The organism is Halorussus salinisoli (genome assembly GCA_005239435.1).
GTDB lineage: Archaea > Halobacteriota > Halobacteria > Halobacteriales > Haladaptataceae > Halorussus > Halorussus salinisoli.
In genome coordinates, this window is sequence record SZNP01000007.1 from 253,741 (window position 1) to 270,019 (window position 16,279).

Genomic DNA, 16,279 nt, shown 5'->3' on the forward strand with positions numbered 1-16,279 from the left:
GCCCGAGGAACCCGCGATGCGCGGCACCTCGCCGAAAACCGCCGCGCGGGCGGTCGCGGCGCAGGACCCGCTTTCCGGTACTCGCGGTTTCGCCGGGCGACTGCCGGACGGTCGCCTCGTCCGGGACGTACTCGGTCGCCAGCCGATTTTCGTGGAGGGGAGCGAGCGCTCGCGGAGCGACGGGGACGAAGACGACCGGAACCGAGGCGACTGGGCGTTCTCTCCCGGAGACCTCTCCGACCCCGAACCCCTTCCGGCGGGCCACGTTCTCGACCTCGACCGAACTGATTCCGTCCGTACCGACTCCGGCCCGACTGGTTCCGGCCAAATCGCTCCCGAGCGCGTCTTCTCGCTTCCCGACCCGCCGCCCGCGGGCGACGACCGCGAGGCAGTCGCCGACCTCCGGGGTGCGCTCGGCGAAGGGTTCAATTCGGTCGATTCGGGGAGTCTCGCCGTGGCGTTCTCCGGCGGCGTGGACTCGGCCGTCGTCGCCAGCGCCTTCGACGCACCCCTCTACGTCGTCGGCTTTCCCGAGAGCCACGACGTGGCGGCGGCCCGACGCGCGGCCCGACTGATGGGTCGGGAGGACGACCTACGGGTCGTGGAACTCGACGTGTCGGACGTGGAACGGGCGGTGCCCGACGTGGCCCGCACGACGGGCCGATCGAACGCGATGGACGTGCAGATAGCGCTCCCCCTCTATCTCGCCGGCGAGCGGGCGGCGGCCGACGGCTTCGACCGACTCGCGGTCGGACAGGGCGCGGACGAACTGTTCGGCGGCTACGCCAAGGTTGCTCGCGCGCCCGAGGACCCCCGCGTCGAGGCCGAGACGGTCCGCGGCGCGGCCCGAGAGGTCGTGGCGACGCTGCCCGACCAACTGGAGCGCGACGTGTTGACTCTGCGCGAGGCGGGCGTCGAACCGGTCGCGCCGCTGTTGGACGACCGGGTGATACGGGCCGCCCTCCGGCTTTCCGGCGACCTGCTCGTCGATTCCCGCGGCGAGCGCAAGAAGGCGTTCAGACTCGCCGCCCGCGAGTTCGTGCCCGACGGCGTGGCGTTCCGCGAGAAGAAGGCGGTCCAGTACGGGAGTCTGGTCGCCCGCGAACTGGACCGACTAGCCCGGCAGGCGGGGTTCAAGCGCCGGATGGACGACCACGTCTCGCAGTACGTCGCCTCGCGGGTCGAGGATTAACCAGTCTCGGCCAGTCGGGCGAGTTGCTCGCCCACGTCTTCGTCGGCGGAAAACGCGAGTCGCTGGCGCTCGTTGTCGATGACGACCGTGATGGTCGCTCGCTCGGTGTCGTTTCCGATCGCGCTCCCGGCGAGGAGCAACATGGCCGAGAGGACGATCAGTCCGACCCCGTTGGCGAAGTCGTCGGTCGCGGTCGCGAGACCGACGAGGAGGCAGAGACCGCCGCACGCGACGAACGCCACCGACAGGTCGAGTTCGTCACCTGCGGCGTCGACCTTCACGGCCCGAACGTGGTCGTAGCCGATAGAGGTCGTGGTCTCCCCGGTCTCGAAGAGGACGCGTCGGTCTGTCGCCGCGAACGCGGTCGGCGTCTCGGCGTCGATTCCCCACTGGTTCGCCCAGCGGAGTCCCGACGCTTCCCACGAGAGGCGAATCTCCTCGCCGGTTTCGAGTTCGGCCTCGAACCTCGTCGCGGACTCGTCGGGCGCGTTCTCGACGCCGACCTCGCCGACGCTCATGTAAACGGACCGTACAAAACGCGGGTTAATTAACTTTCCTGAGTTATAAATGGCTGGGAATATTTGAACTTCTGGAGAGGCCCCGGTGCGTCGGAACAGTCTGTCTACGCCGACCGGGCCTCGACGCGCTCGATGGCTTCGACGCCGATTTCGACCACCTCGGTCGTCAGTTCGTCGTCCGCTCGGAGGTCGTCGGCGGTGTACCACTCCCACGCCTCGGCGTCGGCCTCGTCGTCGCCTTCGGGGTCGACGTTTCGGTCGGTGGCCTCGGCGAAGTAGACGTGGTCGATGTGCTGGTGGCCGACTTCCCCGTCCGGATAGACGTCGATGTCGAACAGCATGACGTGTTCGGCGGGCGCGAGTTCCCGACCCGCCTCGGCGATCACGCTCGTCTCGGGTTCCAACAGGTCCACGTCGAGACCCGTCTCCTCGCGGACCTCCCGGCGGGCGGTCTCGCGCGGGAGTTCGTCGCGGTCCACGTGGCCGCCGGGTGCGACCCACATGTCGAGTCGGTCGTGGTAGTGCAGAGCGAGCGCGCCGTCGTGGACGACGTAGGTGGTCGCGGTGAAGTGGCGGGTGGTCTCCATGCCGGAGAGGATGGAGGGCCGGGGTTTGCGCGTTACGGTCTCGACTGAGTTCGCAGAATCGCGCGATGCTCGAAGTGCAAGGCTAGTGGCCGTCTTCGAGCCCTCTCGATCGATGCGGACCAAAGGCTGAACAGTCGCTCGTGAGAACGGTTCGACGATGACCGAGAAAGGGACGGTTCGCCGCGGATACGACGATCTCGCGGAGACGTACGCCGCGCGACGGTCCGAAGACGAGCGCGAGACGACCGTGCTAAACGAGTTCCTCGACGCGCTATCGGAGCCGACGCGCATCCTCGATGCCGGATGTGGACAGGGAACGCCCGTCCTCCGTCGCTTGAGTGAGGAAGCGACCGCAATCGGCGTCGATTTCTCGCGCGAGCAACTGCGACTCGCCACCGAGACCGTCCCGAGCGCGTCCCTCGTACAGGGCGATATGAGGATGCTTCCGTTTCGAGACGGCGTGTTCGACGCCGTGACCGCGTACGACTCGATTATCCACGTTCCGCTTACCGACCACCAGACGGTTCTCGACGAGTTCGCGCGGGTCTTGGCCGCTGACGGCCAGCTACTTCTCTCCGAGGCCCCGGAGGAATTCGAACGCACGAACCCCGACTGGCTCGACAGCGGCGTCGAGATGCGCTGGAGCATGGCCGGCGCAGACGCCACCCGCACCCACCTTCAGCGTGCGGGTTTCCGAATCACGAACGAATGGGAACCACCGGACTCGACCCCCGAAGACGGGCCGTCTCCTCCGTTCTTCGCCGCCCGTCGTGACGCGTGAGCATCCTGCTCACGTTCAGTCCGGCAAGCGATTCGCGGTCGCCGACCGCGAATCGCTTGTCCGGTGACAATTATTTAATTATATTAAAGAAAGGTAATTGTGTCTCAGCGGTCGAGCGATGCGAACCGACCTCCGATTCCGTTACCTGCGACCGGCGCGACGAAAACAGAAGATTAGGGAGCGATGGCGTCTTCCTTTGCTTCCAGCAGTTCGTGGTAGCGATTTCGAATCGTGACCTCGCTGATGTCCGACACGTCGCTGACCTCGCTCTGGGTCACCTTCTCGTTGCTGAGCAGGGCGGCGGCGTAGACGGCCGCGGCGGCGAGGCCGACCGGCGACTTGCCGCTGTGGATGCCCTTCTCGGTCGCGGTGTCGAGCAGGTCGCGGGCGCGGCGCTCCACTTCGTCGCTCACGCCCAGGTCCGAGACGAACCGCGGGACGTAGCTCTTGGGGTCGGCGGGCTGAATCTGGAGGTTCAACTCCCGGACGACGTACCGGTAGGTCCGGGCGATTTCGTCTTTCTCCACGCGGGAGACGTTGGTGATTTCGTCCAGACTCCGCGGCGTGCCCGCCTTCCGTGCCGCGGCGTAGAGCGCGCTGGTGGCGACCCCCTCGATGGAGCGTCCTGGGAGGAGGTCCTCGTCGAGCGCCCGTCGGTAGATGACCGAGGCGGTCTCTCGGACGTTGTCCGGCAGACCGAGCGCGGAGGCCATCCGGTCGATTTCGCCGAGCGCCTGCTTGAGGTTGCGCTCCTTCGAGTCGCGGGTGCGGAACCGCTCGTTCCACTTGCGGAGGCGCTGCATCTTCTCGCGCTGGCGCGACCCCAGCGAGTTGCCGTAGGCGTCCTTGTCCTGCCAGCCGATGTTGGTCGAGAGCCCCTTGTCGTGCATCGTGTTCGTCGTCGGCGCGCCGACTCGGCTCTTCTGGTCCTTCTCCTTGGCGTCGAACGCCCGCCACTCCGGACCGGGGTCGATCTGGTCTTCGTCCACGACGAGACCACACTCGGCACACACCGTCTCCCCGCGTTCGTCGTCGGCGACGAGCTTACCGCTACACTCCGGACAGCGGTTCTGCTCGCGTTCGTGGTCCGTTTCTTCGGTGGTTTGCTCGTCGGTTCGATTTCGGGTGCGTGTTTCGGTCATGTTGGAAGTTGAATGGGACAGCCATCGGTAGATAAGCCAGTACTCCGCAGACGGGATGGCCGGATACCGGGATTCAGAAGACGTTCCCTAGTTGTAGCCGTTTCTACTTAAAGACTGTGGCAACGACCGGTTTCTCCGATTCCACGTTCGGCGCGTCACCGACGGTTTCGGGCCTCTAGTCCCGCGTCTCCGGGCTTTCTTCTGATCCCCCGATTCACCAATCTTTAATACTTGGTTCGGGGGGCCGGTATCGAAACCCTTACCGCTTGCCCACGGGTTGTGACGTACATGAGCGACACGTCTCCCGGTCCCGAGGAGGTCCGTCACGTCGCCGACCTCGCGCGCGTCGGACTCGACGACGAGGAGGTCGAGCGGTTCACCGACCAGTTCGCGGACATCCTCGACTACTTCGAGACGCTCGAAGAGGTGCCCGAAGTCGAACGCGAGACCGAACTCGTGAACGTCATGCGCGAGGACGAAGTGCGCGACTCCCTCTCGCAGGAGGAGGCGCTGGCCAACGCACCCGAGACCGAGGACGGCTACTTCAAGGGACCGAACGTCTCGTAATCTCCGATTACTACAACTATGAGCGCAGACCACAACATCTTCATCACCGAGGAGACCATCGAGGGCGAGTCCGACGGTCCCCTCGCAGACAGGACCGTCGCGGTAAAGGACAACATCAGCACCGAAGGCGTCCGGACGACCTGCGCATCCGATATGCTGGCCGACTACGTGCCGCCCTACGACGCCACGGTCGTCGAGAAACTGACCGACGCGGGCGCGACCATCGTCGGCAAGGCCAACATGGACGAGTTCGGCATGGGTTCGACCACCGAAACCTCGGCGTTCGGCCCGGCCGAGAACCCCGTCGCTCCGGGCCACGTCCCCGGCGGGTCGTCGGGCGGGAGCGCGGCAGCGGTCGCCGCGGGCGAGGCCGACCTCGCGCTCGGGAGCGACACCGGGGGTTCCATTCGGAATCCGGCCGCCTTCTGCGGCGTCGTCGGTATCAAGCCGACCTACGGACTCGTCTCGCGCTACGGACTCGTCGCCTACGCCAACAGCCTCGAACAGATCGGCCCGCTCGCGCCCACGGTCGAGGAGGCCGCCGCGCTCTTAGACGTCATCAGCGGTCCGGACGAGAACGACGCGACGACACATGACGAGGGCGAAGACTCCGACTACGCCAGTGCCGCGACGGGCGACGTGGACGACACGACCGTCGGCGTCCCCACCGAACTCGTGGAGGGCGCGGACGAGGGCGTCCGCGAACGCTTCGAGGAGACGCTGGACGACCTCGAATCGCAGGGCGCGACCGTCGAGGAGGTCTCGCTCCCCTCGGTCGAACACGCGGTCGAAGCCTACTACGTCATCGCCATGTCGGAAGCCTCCTCGAACCTCGCGCGCTTCGACGGCGTGCGCTACGGCAACTCCGGCGGGTTCGAGGGCAACTGGAACGAGGCCTTCAGCGAGTCGCGGGAGGCCTTCGGCGAGGAGGTCAAGCGCCGCGTCCTGCTCGGAACCTACGCCCTCTCGGCGGGGTACCACGACAAGTACTACAAGCAGGCCCAGGACGCCCGAGCGTGGGTCAAGCAGGACTTCGACGAGGCCTTCCAGTCGGTGGACGTGCTGGCGAGTCCGACGATGCCGACTCCGCCGTTCGAGGTCGGCGACAGTCTGGACGACCCGCTCCAGATGTACCTCGCCGACGCCAACACCGTACCGGTGAACCTGGCCGACCTGCCCGCGATTTCGGTGCCTGCGGGCGAAGTCGACGGCGGGCTTCCGGTCGGGATTCAGTTCATCGGCCCGGCGTTCGGCGAGGAAGAGATTATTCGAGTCGGCAGTGCGGTGGAGAACTAGCGAGGCCGAACGTTTCGGCACGTCTCTTTTCGGCGTTCGTCGCGACGATGCGTGACTACTTCTACCACAGACATTTGTTTCTCCCCGTTGCCAAAACTGTATGAGCGACCCCGCAGAACCGACTCCGGAACCCTCACCTCCGCCGGACCCAACGAAGGAAGGCGTCCATCCCGAGGAAGGAGAAACGACCCCCGAAGCGACCGTCCACGAGGGCGGCGTCGAGTTGGAGCGGACCATCGGTCTCGGCGGCGGTATCGCTATCGGCGTCGGGACGATGGTCGGCGCGGGAATCTTCGTCTTTCCCGGTCTCGCCGCCGGACAGGCGGGTCCCGCGGCGGCCCTCTCGTTCGTCATCGGTGCAGTTATCGCGCTCCTCGTCGCCCTGCCGACCTCCGAACTGGCGACCGCGATGCCCCGGAGCGGCGGGGGTTACTACTTCGTCTCGCGCGCGATGGGGAGCGCGTTCGGGGCGGTGGTCGGCCTGAGCATCTGGCTCGGACTGGTGTTCGCCTCGGCGTTCTACCTCGTCGGGTTCGGCCAGTACGCGGTTGCCGCGCTGGCAGAACTCGGAGTCAACGTCGGGAGCGTCGGGCCGGTCACGCCGCTGGCGCTGACGTTCGGCGTGCTGTTGACCGCCATCAGCATCACCGGGACCGAGAACGCCGCGAAGTTCCAGAACGCCGTGGTCGGCCTGCTGATCGTCGTCCTCGTCGGCTTCCTGACCTACGGCGTCTTCGACGCGCTCGGCGTGTTCGGCCGCGAGACGGCGCCCGAAACGTTCCTGCCGTTCGGTCCGTTCCCCGTGGTGACGACCGCCGCGCTCGTGTTCACCTCCTACCTCGGCTTCGCTCAGGTGGCGACCGTCGCGGGCGAAATAAAGGACCCGTCCCGGAACCTCCCGTTGGCGATGGTCGGGTCCGTCCTCGCGGTGGGGACGCTCTACGTCGTGACCATCTTCGTGGCGACGAGCGCGTTCGGGAGCGCGCAACTCGCCGCGTTCGGCGAGACTGCCATCGTCGCGGTGGCGCGCGACCTCCTCGGGGCCGTGGGTGCGGTCGCCATCCTCGTCGCGGGACTGCTCGCCACGGTGTCGAGCGCGAACGCCTCGATTCTGAGTTCGTCGCGCGCCCTCTACGCCCTGAGTCGGGACGCGCTGGTTCCCGGGCGGGCGAGCGAGATCAACCTTCGGTGGGGGACGCCGCACGTCGCGCTCCTGCTCGCGGGCGGGCCGGTCCTCCTGCTCGTGGCGGTCGGTCGGGTCGAGGTGTTGGCAGAGGTCGCGTCGTTCCTCCATCTCGTGATGTACGGCCTGATCTGCGTCGCGCTCGTGCGTCTCCGGCGCTCGGACCCCGACTGGTACGACCCGTCGTTCACGGTGCCGGGCTACCCCGTCGTTCCGATTCTCGGCGCGGCGGCCAGTTTCGGTCTGGTCGCGTTCATGCAACCGCTGTCGCAGGTCGTCGGCGTCAGTATCATGGTCGGTGCGGCCGTATGGTACCGACTGTACGCGGCCGACGTGCAGTTGCGAGGTGCGCTATGACCGACTCAGACCGACCCAAAGTACTCGTTCCGCTCGCGGTTCTCGACGGCGAGAGCCTCGCTCCCGCGCTCGTCGAGGCGCTCTCGGGAGTCTCGGTCGAACTGGTCGGGTACCACGACCTGCCCGAGCAGACCCCGCCGGGACAGGCCCGGATGCAGTTCGAGGAGCGGATGGAGGGGGAACTGGCCGACCTCGTGACCGCCTTCGAGGAGGCCGGCGGGACGGTCGAGACCCGCATCGTGTTCACTCACGAACCCGAGCAGACGTTCGAGCGCGTCGCCATCGAGGAGTCGTGCGACGCCGTCCTCCTCAACAACCCCGCGACGGCAGTCGAGGACGTACTGATTCCGCTCCGCGGCGAGGTCAACGTCGAGCGAATCGCCGCGCTCGTCGCCAGCGTCCTCGAAGCCACCGACGCCACCGCGACGCTCTACCACGTCGCCGAATCCGAGGACGACCGCGGCGCGGGACGGGAGTTGATAGACGCGGCGGTCGAATCGCTCGTCGCCGACGGGGTGTCACGCGAACGTCTGACCGAGGAAACCGTCGTCTCGGAGACGCCGGTGAAGACGCTCGTCGCGGCCGCGAGCGAGACCGACCTCGTGGTCATGGGCGAGAGCAAACCCTCGATTCAGGAGCGAGTCTTCGGCGAGGTGTCCGAACAGGTCTCGACCCAATCTGTGACGCCCGCGCTCGTGGTTCGGCGACTGTCCACGGTCGAAAACGAACGAGCGGAACCGGAAGACGAAACGGTAGAAGAGTCCGGCTAACTGCGGTCTACTCGCTGTACGCCAGATTCATGATCCACTGCGAGAAGGCGTCGCTCTCGGCGTCGACTTCCTCCTCGCCGATGAACGGCGAGAGCATGTCGCCCGCCATGAGGAGCGAGAAGTCGAGGTCACGGGCCGCGGGTGTGATGAGGTAGGTGTTGTGTCCCTCGTAGACGGTCTCCTCGCGCTGGACGAGACCCTTCTCGTACAGCGACTCCACGATGCGACTGCCCTTCCGGGAGTCCACGTCGAGTTCCTTCCAGAAGTCGCTCTGGTGGATACCGCCGGACTGCCGGACGAGTTCGAGACCCGCGCGTTCCGCGTCGGTGAGGTCCTCCTCGGATACTGCCATACCCGGAACACGGACCCCGAGCGGTTTAAAACTGACCGTCGCCGACGGTGACGACCTCGTAGTCGGTTTCGCAGGGCTTGCCGTCGGCGAACCAGTAGCGCCCCTCGCCTGCGGAGTCGACCGCGACCAGCGACGACGACCGGGTGCCGTACCCCTCGCCGTGGACGCAGGCCTCGAGGTCGTGGTTGCGAAGCACTCCCGCCACGTGGTCGAACCACGCGTCGACCGTCATCTCGGCGTCGACGCGGGCGGCCTCGCGGATGCGGGCCGACTTCGCGGCGGCCTCGTTGTAGCCGTCGTTGACCACGACGTGGACGCCGGGGTCGAAGTGGGTCGTTCGGAGGACGCCGTCCCACTCCAGCAGTCCGGCCTCCTCGGAGTCGGCGAGGACGAGGTTGAACCCTGCGTACTCGCGGTCGGCGAGTTCGTTCCGGACGAACGAACTCGCGGCCTCGGCCGACTCGTATGCGAGCGCATCGCGCACGAGCAGGCCGCGCGAACGCTCGCCCTCGACGTCCGACCGGCGGTTCGTCACGCCGACGAACAGGCCCGCGTCGTTGTAGCCTATCCACGTCCCGCCGGCCTCCTCGTCCTGCGGCGCGACCACGGTCGGGTCGCGGTCGAGTACTCCGGGCGGCCGCGACGGGCGGCCGAGAGCCTCGTCACGGTTCGCCGCGGCGGCTATCGGCGTCCCGTCGAACACCTGCCACGCGAGGATGAGGGTACACACGTTTCGGGTTACGGACTTGTCGGGTTAAAAGGTCGCGGCCCTCGGCGGTCTCGCTGGCCTCTACAGTTCGGCGTAGTCGACCCCCCACTTTTGTAATGGAACGTAGTAATTGGATAGCTGGGGGTATGGGAATGATTGACAGACGAGAATTCGTCAAGTTAGGTGCTCTCGCCAGCGTGGGACTGGTCGACACTGCAGGCGCACAGGAGACCACGACGACCCAGATGGCCGATGGCGAGACGGTCTTCGTGGCCGCTCTCTCGGGCGGGAACCAGATGCCAACCGTCGAGACCGACGCGACCGGACTCGCGCTGTTCGCTGCCGACGAGGACGGCGTCGACTACGCGTTGGCGGTCGCCAACGTCGAAAACATGCTGATGGCGCACATTCACGCCGGCGGGCCCGACGAAAGTGGTCCCGTCGCCGTTTGGCTCGACCCGAGCGTGGACGCCCGCGAACCCGAACTGCGCGAGGGGACTACCAACGGCATCACTACGCAGGGGACGATTACGTCCGAGGACTTCGTCGGTCCACTGGAAGGCGAGTCGCTCGACGCGCTCTTGGAGATGATGCGGACGGGCGAGGCGTACGTCAACGTGCACACGGAACAGAACCAGGCCGGCGAGATACGCGGCCAGACCCGACCAGTAGGCGGTCTCCTCGAGGACGTGTTATAACTCGCGGAGTCGCTCACGGACCGCCTCGCGCTCGACGGTCCCGGAGGCGGTCCGGGGCAGTTCGTCGGCGAACCCGATAGTGCGCGGGCACTTGTAGCCCGCCAGTCGCTCCCGGCAGTGGGACTCTACGCGCTCGGCGGAGAGGCCAGTTCCCTCCTCTGGCACGACCAGCGCCGCGACGCGCTCGCCCCACTCGTCGTCGTCCAGACCTACGACTGCGGCGTCCCGAACCCCGGGGTGGTCGCGCAGAGCCTCGACCACTTCGCCGGGGTGGACGTTCTCCCCGCCGGTGATGATGCGGTCTTCCCTCCGGTTCAGCACCCAAACCCGGCCCGCCTCGTCGCGGTAGCCCACGTCGCCGGTGTGGAGACCGTACTCGCCGAACGCCTCGGCCGTCGCCGCCGGGTCGCCGTAGTAGCCTCGCATGACGGTCGGCCCGGAGACGACGAGTTCGCCGGTCTCGCCCGCGGGAACCGGTTCCCCGGAGTCGTCGACCACGGTCAGGTCGGTCCAGAGGAGCGGGCGACCCACGGTGCCGCGACGGGTGAAGGCCTCGCGGGGCCGCGCCGTGGCTATCTGGGACGTGGTCTCGGTCATGCCGTACGTCGGATGGACCGGTACACCGCGCTCCTGGCACCGCGAAATCAGTTCGTCGGAGGCGGGTGCTCCGCCGAGCAGGACGAACCGGAGCGAGTTGGCGAGGACCGAACGCTCGTCCAGCATCCGCCGGAGCATCGTCGGCACGAGCGAGACGCCCGTCACCCGGTACTCGGCGATAGCGTCCGCGGCCGCCCCCGCGTCGAAGCCCTCTTGGAGGACCACGGTGGTTCCGTAGAGCGCCGACCGGAGGACGACCGACAGCCCACCCATGTGACACATCGACAGGCAGAGGAGCCACTTGTCGTCGGGCGTCACGCCGAGTCGGAACGCCGACGACGTGGCGCTCGCCAGGAAGTTGCCCATCGCCAACTCGACCGCCTTCGGGTCGCCAGTGGTCCCGGAGGTGAACAACATCGCCTGCGGGTCCGACCGCGACCACGACGCCGGGTCGAACTCGGCGGGGTCCGACGCCGGGAGCGCGGCGACCCGCTCCCTGTCATGCGAGCCGGCCGGCGAATCGACCGACGCGACCGGAACGTCCCCAATCGATAGCGCGTCGTCCGCAATCGCCACCGCGTCGGCCTCGGTCTCGGCCTCGCAGACGACCAGATTCAGCTCTGCGACCTCGGCCTGCCGGGCCAACTCGGGTCGGGCGAGTCTGGCGTTCAGCGGTACCAAAACCGCGCCGAGACGCGTCGCGGCGTGGACCAGTCGGACGAACGCGACCCGGGTCTCCATCAGCACGCCGAGGTGGTCGCCCGCACGCACGCCGAGCGCCGCGAGTCGGCCTGCGGTCTCCTCGACCGCCGAGTCGAGGTCGGCGTAGGTCCACTCGGTCCCGTCGTCGGCCTCCACGAGCGCGATTGCCTCGGGGGAACTCCGGGCGCGGTGGGTCAACCAGTCGCGTGTCGGTGCGTCGACTTCTCTCCCGTCGGTCGCGTCTTCGTCACGCGTATCAGTCATCGTACCTCCACGTATCGGCGGTTCCGTTGCCGTTGCCCTGCGGGACGACCGCCCGGCCGTCCGCGACCGGCGCGATGTCCGGCCCGAGGTCGGATTCGAGCAGGTTCGCAGTGGCGAGTCCACACGCCGGAACGTCGGGAATCGCGGCCGCGACGTGGACCGCCGCGGTCCGGGCCACCGCCCCGTCGATGGTCGTCGTCACGACCGACCGAATCCCCTCCTCGCGGGCGCGCTCGGCCAGTTCGACTGCCTTCCGGGGGCCGCCGAGCGCCACGGGTTTCAGGACGACGGCCTCCGGATTCGCGTCGAGCGCGTCCTCGAACTCGACCGCCGCCAGCGTCTCGTCCAGCGCGACCGGTCCGGAGAGCGCGGCGAGTCCCGCGACGTCGGTCGCGGGCAGGGGTTGCTCGACGTAGGCGAGTCGGTCGCCCGCGGCGTCGAGGAACTGCTGGGCCTGCTCGCGGGTCCACGTCGCGTTGGCGTCGGCCCGGAGTTCGACCTCGGGGAGCGCGTCGCTCACGGCCTCGATTCGCTCGACGTCGGCCGACAGGGGCCGCGCGCCGACCTTGACCTTCAGGCACTCGAAGCCAGCCTTCGCGGCCTGTTCGGCCTCGGCGACGGTCTCCTCTGCGGGTGCGTCGCCGACCGTCGCGTTGACCGGGACGCTCTCGACGCGGTCGGATGCGCCGAGGTAGCGATAGAGGGGGACGCCCCCGCGCGAGGCCCGCAGGTCCGCGAGCGCGAGGTCGAGCGCGTGGCGCGCGGCGGGAGTGGGTTCGAGGTCGTCCAGCAGGTCGACGACGACTGACTGGGCGTCATCGCCGCCGTCGATAGCTTCGACGACGTTCGTGAGAACTGCCTCGCACTCGTCGTGGTGTTCGGTCCACCCCGGAAGCGGGGTGGCCTCGCCGACTCCGACGCCCTCGGAGTCGGCTTCTTCCAATCGGAGCAGAAACCCCTCCCGTCGCTCGATGGTACCCCGTGCGGTGTCGAGGGGGTCGGCCAGCGGGAGCGAGAAGGGTCGGAGGTCGGCGTTCATGCTATCAGTCCCAGCGCGAACAGCACCGAGTGGCCCGCGAGGAGTTTCCCGGTTCGCTCCAGCGCGGGGTTCAGTGCCTCGCCCGAACTGTCGGTGAGGACGGTCCGAGCGACCGACGCGGCGTAGGGCAGGGTCACGAGGGGCAGGAGAACCGCCGGGGAGAACCCCTGCGCGAGCCAGAACCAGAAGGGGACGATGTACGAGAGCGCCAGCAGGCCGACGAACTCCGCCCGACTCGCCCGGTAGCCGACGAGGACGGCGAGCGTCTTCTTGTCCGCCTCGCGGTCGGTCTCGAGGTCCCGGACGTTGTTCACCACGAGGATGTCCGTGGAGATGGCCGCGACGGGGAGGCTGGCGACGAAGGCCGCGAGAGTGACGGTTCCCTCCGGGATTCCCATCGGGAAGGCCCCGGCCATGACGCTGGCGGCCTGCACGTAGAAGGTGCCCATCACCGCGACGACGCCGAAGAAGACGAAGACGAACAGGTCGCCGAGGCCGTGCGAGCCGAGGGGGTAGGGACCTCCGGCGTAGGCGATGCCGGAGGCCACGCTTGCGAGTCCGACGACGAGAATCGGTAGGCCGCCCACGTAGACGAGGTAGACCCCGACGAGTATCGCCAGCGCGAAGGTGGCGTACATCGCGCGCTTGACCGACTCCGGGGCGATGAGTCCGGACTGGGTGACGCGGGTGAAGCCCTTCCGCTCGTCGGTGTCCACGCCCTTCACGGCGTCGTAGTAGTCGTTGGCGAAGTTGGTGCCGATTTGGATGAGGGCCGCGCCGACGAACGCCGCCAGCGCCGGAAGCGCGGCGAACAGTCCTTCGTGGACGGCGAGACCGGTGCCGACGACGACGGGCGCGGCGGCCGCCGGGAGGGTGTGAGGCCGGGCGGCCATCAGCCACGCCTCGCGGCGGGAGTGTTCGGTAGCCATGTCGCTCATTAGTGGACGGTTACGCAAACTGGACAATAGCACCTACGGTTTCGACAGAGCCGAGACTACCGAATCGAAGTGGTCAACACTACCGAACCGAAGTATCCGGAGAACCGCTCCTCGCTCGTATCTACTCCTTGTCGCCAGAAGCACTTAAAGAACGAGAGGTGGGAGAGCGCGGACCGTACGCGTTATCCCCTCTCGACCAGTCGCCGCCGGTGTGACATCCTCGCCCGCCGTAAACGGCGAGGCTTCCTGCACAGCAGGAACGCCATGTCGCGGAGGTTTCGGAACCACACTCCTCGGACCTCAAGTGGGTGGTTCTCACCCTCGGTACCGAGGCGTTCCACGGCCCTGTCACGAGGGCTCCCATCTTCGGCCGTGTCATCGCTCCACGGTTTCTCGGTGGGGCTCTCACCGCCGAAGTCATCCAGCAAGGAACTGGACGAAGATGGTCCGTGTCGCACGACACGGCATAGCCGTGCCATCTAAAACCATGTCAACGATGGACTTCAACATCCCGATACACACGAGTGCACCGATTGACGAGCGCATTCCTCCCCACCCTGAAGGGCGGGGTTTCCTGCTTAGAAAAAGATGAACGACCGACTCCCCGACGAACGAAACACCCCTGACGAACGCGACCCTACCGACGAACGCGACAACCCCGACCCATGCGACACCACCGACGAACGCGACGTGACAGTGCGCGAAACCACGCCGGGCGACGCCGAGGGCGTCCGTCGAGTGGCCCGCGACTCGTGGCACGCCGCCTACGACGACCTGCTCGGAGAGGAGACGGTCTCCGAGACGGTCGAATCGTGGTTCACCCGTGAGAAGGTGGTCGCCGACGTGGAGCGGTCCGAACGACCCTTCTTCGTCGCGGAGTCGGACGGCGAGACTCTCGGATTCGCCATCTCCGTTCCGGACGACGAACGCGAGGCGACCTACCACCTCTACCGAATCTACGTGCGTCCGGACGCGTGGGGCGAGGGAATCGGAAGCCTGCTCCTCGGTAGATTGGAGGACGAGATACGAGCGCGCGGCGCGACCCGCCTCCGACTGACGGTCCTCGCCGACAACGAAAACGCCGTCCAGTTCTACGAGTCGAGAGGGTTCGAGCGAATCGGGGAAGCGCGGGACGAGAAGTTCGACCTGGCCCGATACGTCTACCGGAAGGAACTCGACTAGTCGTCGCCCGCCGCCCGGAACTCCCGGGCCGCCTCGCGTAACTTCCGAGAGATACCGGGCACCTGGTCGGGCGACACCTCGCCCTCGGCCTCGATTTCCGCGACGGACTTCGGGAACTCCCGGAGTTCGTAGTGGATGTCGATGCCCGCGTTCGCGCCCTCGCCCATCGCCACCGGAATCTGATTGTGGCCGGCCGTGAGGTCGCCGACGGCGTAGACGCCCGTGACGCTGGTCTCGCCGGCCTCGCCGACCGCTACGGTTCCGTCGTCGTTGCGCTCACAGCCGAGTTGGTCCGCGAGTTCGGCGTTGTAGTCCGACCCGTACATCGGGAAGCCACCGCGATACTCGCGGAAGGTCCCGTCCTCGAACTCGAAGCCCTCCAGCCAGCCGTCGTCGCCCTTCTCCATCGCGGCGACGTCCTCCTCGACGATTTCGACCGGATGCGCGCGGAGTTGGCGGTCGGTCTCGTCGCTCCACTCTATCTCGTCGCCGCGGGTCAGCAGGTCCACCTCGTCGGTGAAGTTGAGCATGATCATGGCGACGTGGGCGGCCGACTCGCCCGTTCCCATGACGAACACCGGTTCGTCCACGAACAGGTAGGCGTCGCAGTGGAGACACCAGTGGAGACCGCGGCCCGTCGGCGGCAACGGCGGGTCCGGTCGCTCGTCGGAGAATCCGGTCGCCAGCACCACGCGCTCCGCGAGGAACGCGGGGTCCCCGTCGCCGCTCCCGGTCGAGAGTCGGAACCGGCCGTCCTCGGTGCGCTCGACCGACTCCACGAAGTTCCGGACGTAGTCGGCCCCGTAGTGCTGTATCTGCTCGCGGGCGGTCTGGAGCAGTTCCTTGCCCGAAACGTCCTCGGTGACGCCGATGACGTTGTGCGTCTCGGTCATCATGGCGGCCCGGCCGCCGCCGCGGTTCATGACGACGGTGTCGTGGCTCAACCGCGTCGTGTACAGCGCGGTCGTGAGACCGGCCGGTCCGCCCCCGACCACCGCGACCTCGTACTCCCGAAGGTCGTCTGTCATCGACGTTACGTAGGGACTTGAACGGCTTAAGTCGGCGGGCAGTGGCGAGACCGACCGCGAGGAGTTCGGGTTTCGGCGGCGTTCGACAGGTCTCCACATCCCGAGTTGGTCCCGCTCTCCATTCGAACTCTCGACTGGATGTGACACATCTGACTGGCCGCCGCTGAGAAATAATATCATTTGTTTAAAACCCCTATATATTTCCTAAACAAACATATAAAACTCCCTCCCGAGCGAAACCTTCAGCCCTGACCGCCCATCCGCCGCAGTTGCGGTGCCGTCGCGGTGCGGTCGCACTAGCGACTGTACCGCGAGCGAGGAGCGAAGCGACGAGCGAGCGGGTCTTGTTGGTCCAGATCTTTCGAGGAGCGGTGCCC

17 protein-coding genes are annotated in these 16,279 nt (G+C 67.2%); 8 read left to right on the forward strand and 9 right to left on the reverse strand.

All coding sequences use genetic code 11. The features are described 5' to 3' along the window. The first annotated feature begins 16 nt into the window (after positions 1-16). Positions 17-1,192 (forward strand): asparagine synthase C-terminal domain-containing protein, encoded by a 1,176-nt coding sequence (locus E2484_RS19840; RefSeq protein WP_137286985.1) that lies wholly within the window; start codon positions 17-19, stop codon positions 1,190-1,192. Here the strand turns inward: E2484_RS19840 and E2484_RS19845 are convergent. Together E2484_RS19845 and E2484_RS19850 are read right to left on the reverse strand one after the other, a co-directional pair. Beyond that, on the reverse strand, positions 1,189-1,710 hold the full coding sequence (locus E2484_RS19845; RefSeq protein ID WP_137286927.1) for a hypothetical protein: 522 nt from the start codon (positions 1,708-1,710) through the stop codon (positions 1,189-1,191). The two genes, E2484_RS19840 and E2484_RS19845, sit on opposite strands and share 4 nt — an antisense overlap. A 104-nt stretch (positions 1,711-1,814) precedes the next feature. Continuing rightward, positions 1,815-2,297 carry an NUDIX hydrolase gene (locus E2484_RS19850; RefSeq protein WP_137286928.1) on the reverse strand — a complete coding sequence of 161 codons (483 nt, stop codon included), beginning with the start codon at positions 2,295-2,297 and terminating at the stop codon, positions 1,815-1,817. A gap of 157 nt (positions 2,298-2,454) precedes the next feature. Between E2484_RS19850 and E2484_RS19855 the strand changes: the two genes are divergently transcribed. Continuing rightward, complete coding sequence (locus E2484_RS19855; RefSeq protein WP_137286929.1) at positions 2,455-3,078, forward strand: class I SAM-dependent methyltransferase; 624 nt, start codon at positions 2,455-2,457, stop codon at positions 3,076-3,078. Positions 3,079-3,251: 173 nt separating this feature from the next. Here E2484_RS19855 and E2484_RS19860 read toward each other — a convergent pair whose 3' ends face one another. Further along, entirely contained in the window at positions 3,252-4,220 is a 969-nt protein-coding gene (locus E2484_RS19860) for a transcription initiation factor IIB (RefSeq protein ID WP_137286930.1), read from the reverse strand. A 288-nt stretch (positions 4,221-4,508) separates the two neighbouring features. On the opposite strand from E2484_RS19860, the gene gatC reads away from it, so the two are divergent. The 4 genes from gatC (at position 4,509) to E2484_RS19880 (ending at position 8,393) form a co-directional block, all read left to right on the forward strand. Beyond that, positions 4,509-4,787, forward strand: coding sequence for an Asp-tRNA(Asn)/Glu-tRNA(Gln) amidotransferase subunit GatC (gene gatC / locus E2484_RS19865; protein WP_137286931.1), 279 nt, complete (start codon positions 4,509-4,511; stop codon positions 4,785-4,787). An 18-nt stretch (positions 4,788-4,805) separates the two neighbouring features. Continuing rightward, a complete protein-coding gene (gatA, locus tag E2484_RS19870) occupies positions 4,806-6,083 on the forward strand; it encodes an Asp-tRNA(Asn)/Glu-tRNA(Gln) amidotransferase subunit GatA (protein WP_137286932.1) in 1,278 nt (425 codons plus the stop codon). A gap of 100 nt (positions 6,084-6,183) precedes the next feature. After that, positions 6,184-7,623: an APC family permease gene (locus tag E2484_RS19875; protein ID WP_137286933.1), complete on the forward strand. Its 1,440-nt coding sequence runs from the start codon at positions 6,184-6,186 to the stop codon at positions 7,621-7,623. Next, the gene (locus tag E2484_RS19880; protein WP_137286934.1) at positions 7,620-8,393 is read left to right on the forward strand and encodes a universal stress protein; all 774 of its coding nucleotides are present in this window, start codon (positions 7,620-7,622) and stop codon (positions 8,391-8,393) included. Before E2484_RS19875 ends, E2484_RS19880 begins: the two co-directional genes overlap by 4 nt. A 7-nt stretch (positions 8,394-8,400) precedes the next feature. Here the strand turns inward: E2484_RS19880 and E2484_RS19885 are convergent, their stop codons facing one another. Together E2484_RS19885 and E2484_RS19890 are read right to left on the reverse strand one after the other, a co-directional pair. After that, on the reverse strand, positions 8,401-8,745 hold the full coding sequence (locus tag E2484_RS19885) for a helix-turn-helix transcriptional regulator (RefSeq protein ID WP_137286935.1): 345 nt from the start codon (positions 8,743-8,745) through the stop codon (positions 8,401-8,403). Between the two features lie 25 nt (positions 8,746-8,770). Next, positions 8,771-9,475, reverse strand: a complete 705-nt coding sequence (locus E2484_RS19890) for an NRDE family protein (RefSeq protein ID WP_137286936.1) — start codon at positions 9,473-9,475, stop codon at positions 8,771-8,773. A gap of 131 nt (positions 9,476-9,606) precedes the next feature. Between E2484_RS19890 and E2484_RS19895 the strand changes: the two genes are divergently transcribed. Next, positions 9,607-10,152: a CHRD domain-containing protein gene (locus E2484_RS19895; protein WP_321112772.1), complete on the forward strand. Its 546-nt coding sequence runs from the start codon at positions 9,607-9,609 to the stop codon at positions 10,150-10,152. Here E2484_RS19895 and menE read toward each other — a convergent pair. Genes menE through E2484_RS19910 form a run of 3 tightly spaced genes read right to left on the reverse strand, consistent with a single transcriptional unit; the run spans position 10,147 to position 13,692 of the window. Beyond that, on the reverse strand, positions 10,147-11,715 hold the full coding sequence (gene menE, locus E2484_RS19900) for an o-succinylbenzoate--CoA ligase (protein ID WP_137286937.1): 1,569 nt from the start codon (positions 11,713-11,715) through the stop codon (positions 10,147-10,149). The genes E2484_RS19895 and menE overlap by 6 nt on opposite strands. Continuing rightward, positions 11,708-12,754, reverse strand: coding sequence for an o-succinylbenzoate synthase (gene menC, locus E2484_RS19905; RefSeq protein ID WP_137286938.1), 1,047 nt, complete (start codon positions 12,752-12,754; stop codon positions 11,708-11,710). Before menC ends, menE begins: the two co-directional genes overlap by 8 nt. Then, a complete protein-coding gene (locus E2484_RS19910; RefSeq protein WP_137286939.1) occupies positions 12,751-13,692 on the reverse strand; it encodes a 1,4-dihydroxy-2-naphthoate polyprenyltransferase in 942 nt (313 codons plus the stop codon). The genes menC and E2484_RS19910 overlap by 4 nt, the downstream gene beginning before the upstream one ends. 588 nt (positions 13,693-14,280) lie before the next feature. Here E2484_RS19910 and E2484_RS19915 point away from each other — a divergent pair. Continuing rightward, the gene (locus E2484_RS19915) at positions 14,281-14,874 is read left to right on the forward strand and encodes a GNAT family N-acetyltransferase (RefSeq protein ID WP_137286940.1); all 594 of its coding nucleotides are present in this window, start codon (positions 14,281-14,283) and stop codon (positions 14,872-14,874) included. On the opposite strand, the gene E2484_RS19920 is transcribed toward E2484_RS19915, so the two are convergent. Further along, positions 14,871-15,902: an NAD(P)/FAD-dependent oxidoreductase gene (locus E2484_RS19920; protein ID WP_137286941.1), complete on the reverse strand. Its 1,032-nt coding sequence runs from the start codon at positions 15,900-15,902 to the stop codon at positions 14,871-14,873. The two genes, E2484_RS19915 and E2484_RS19920, sit on opposite strands and share 4 nt — an antisense overlap. Between the last annotated feature and the right edge of the window lie 377 nt (positions 15,903-16,279).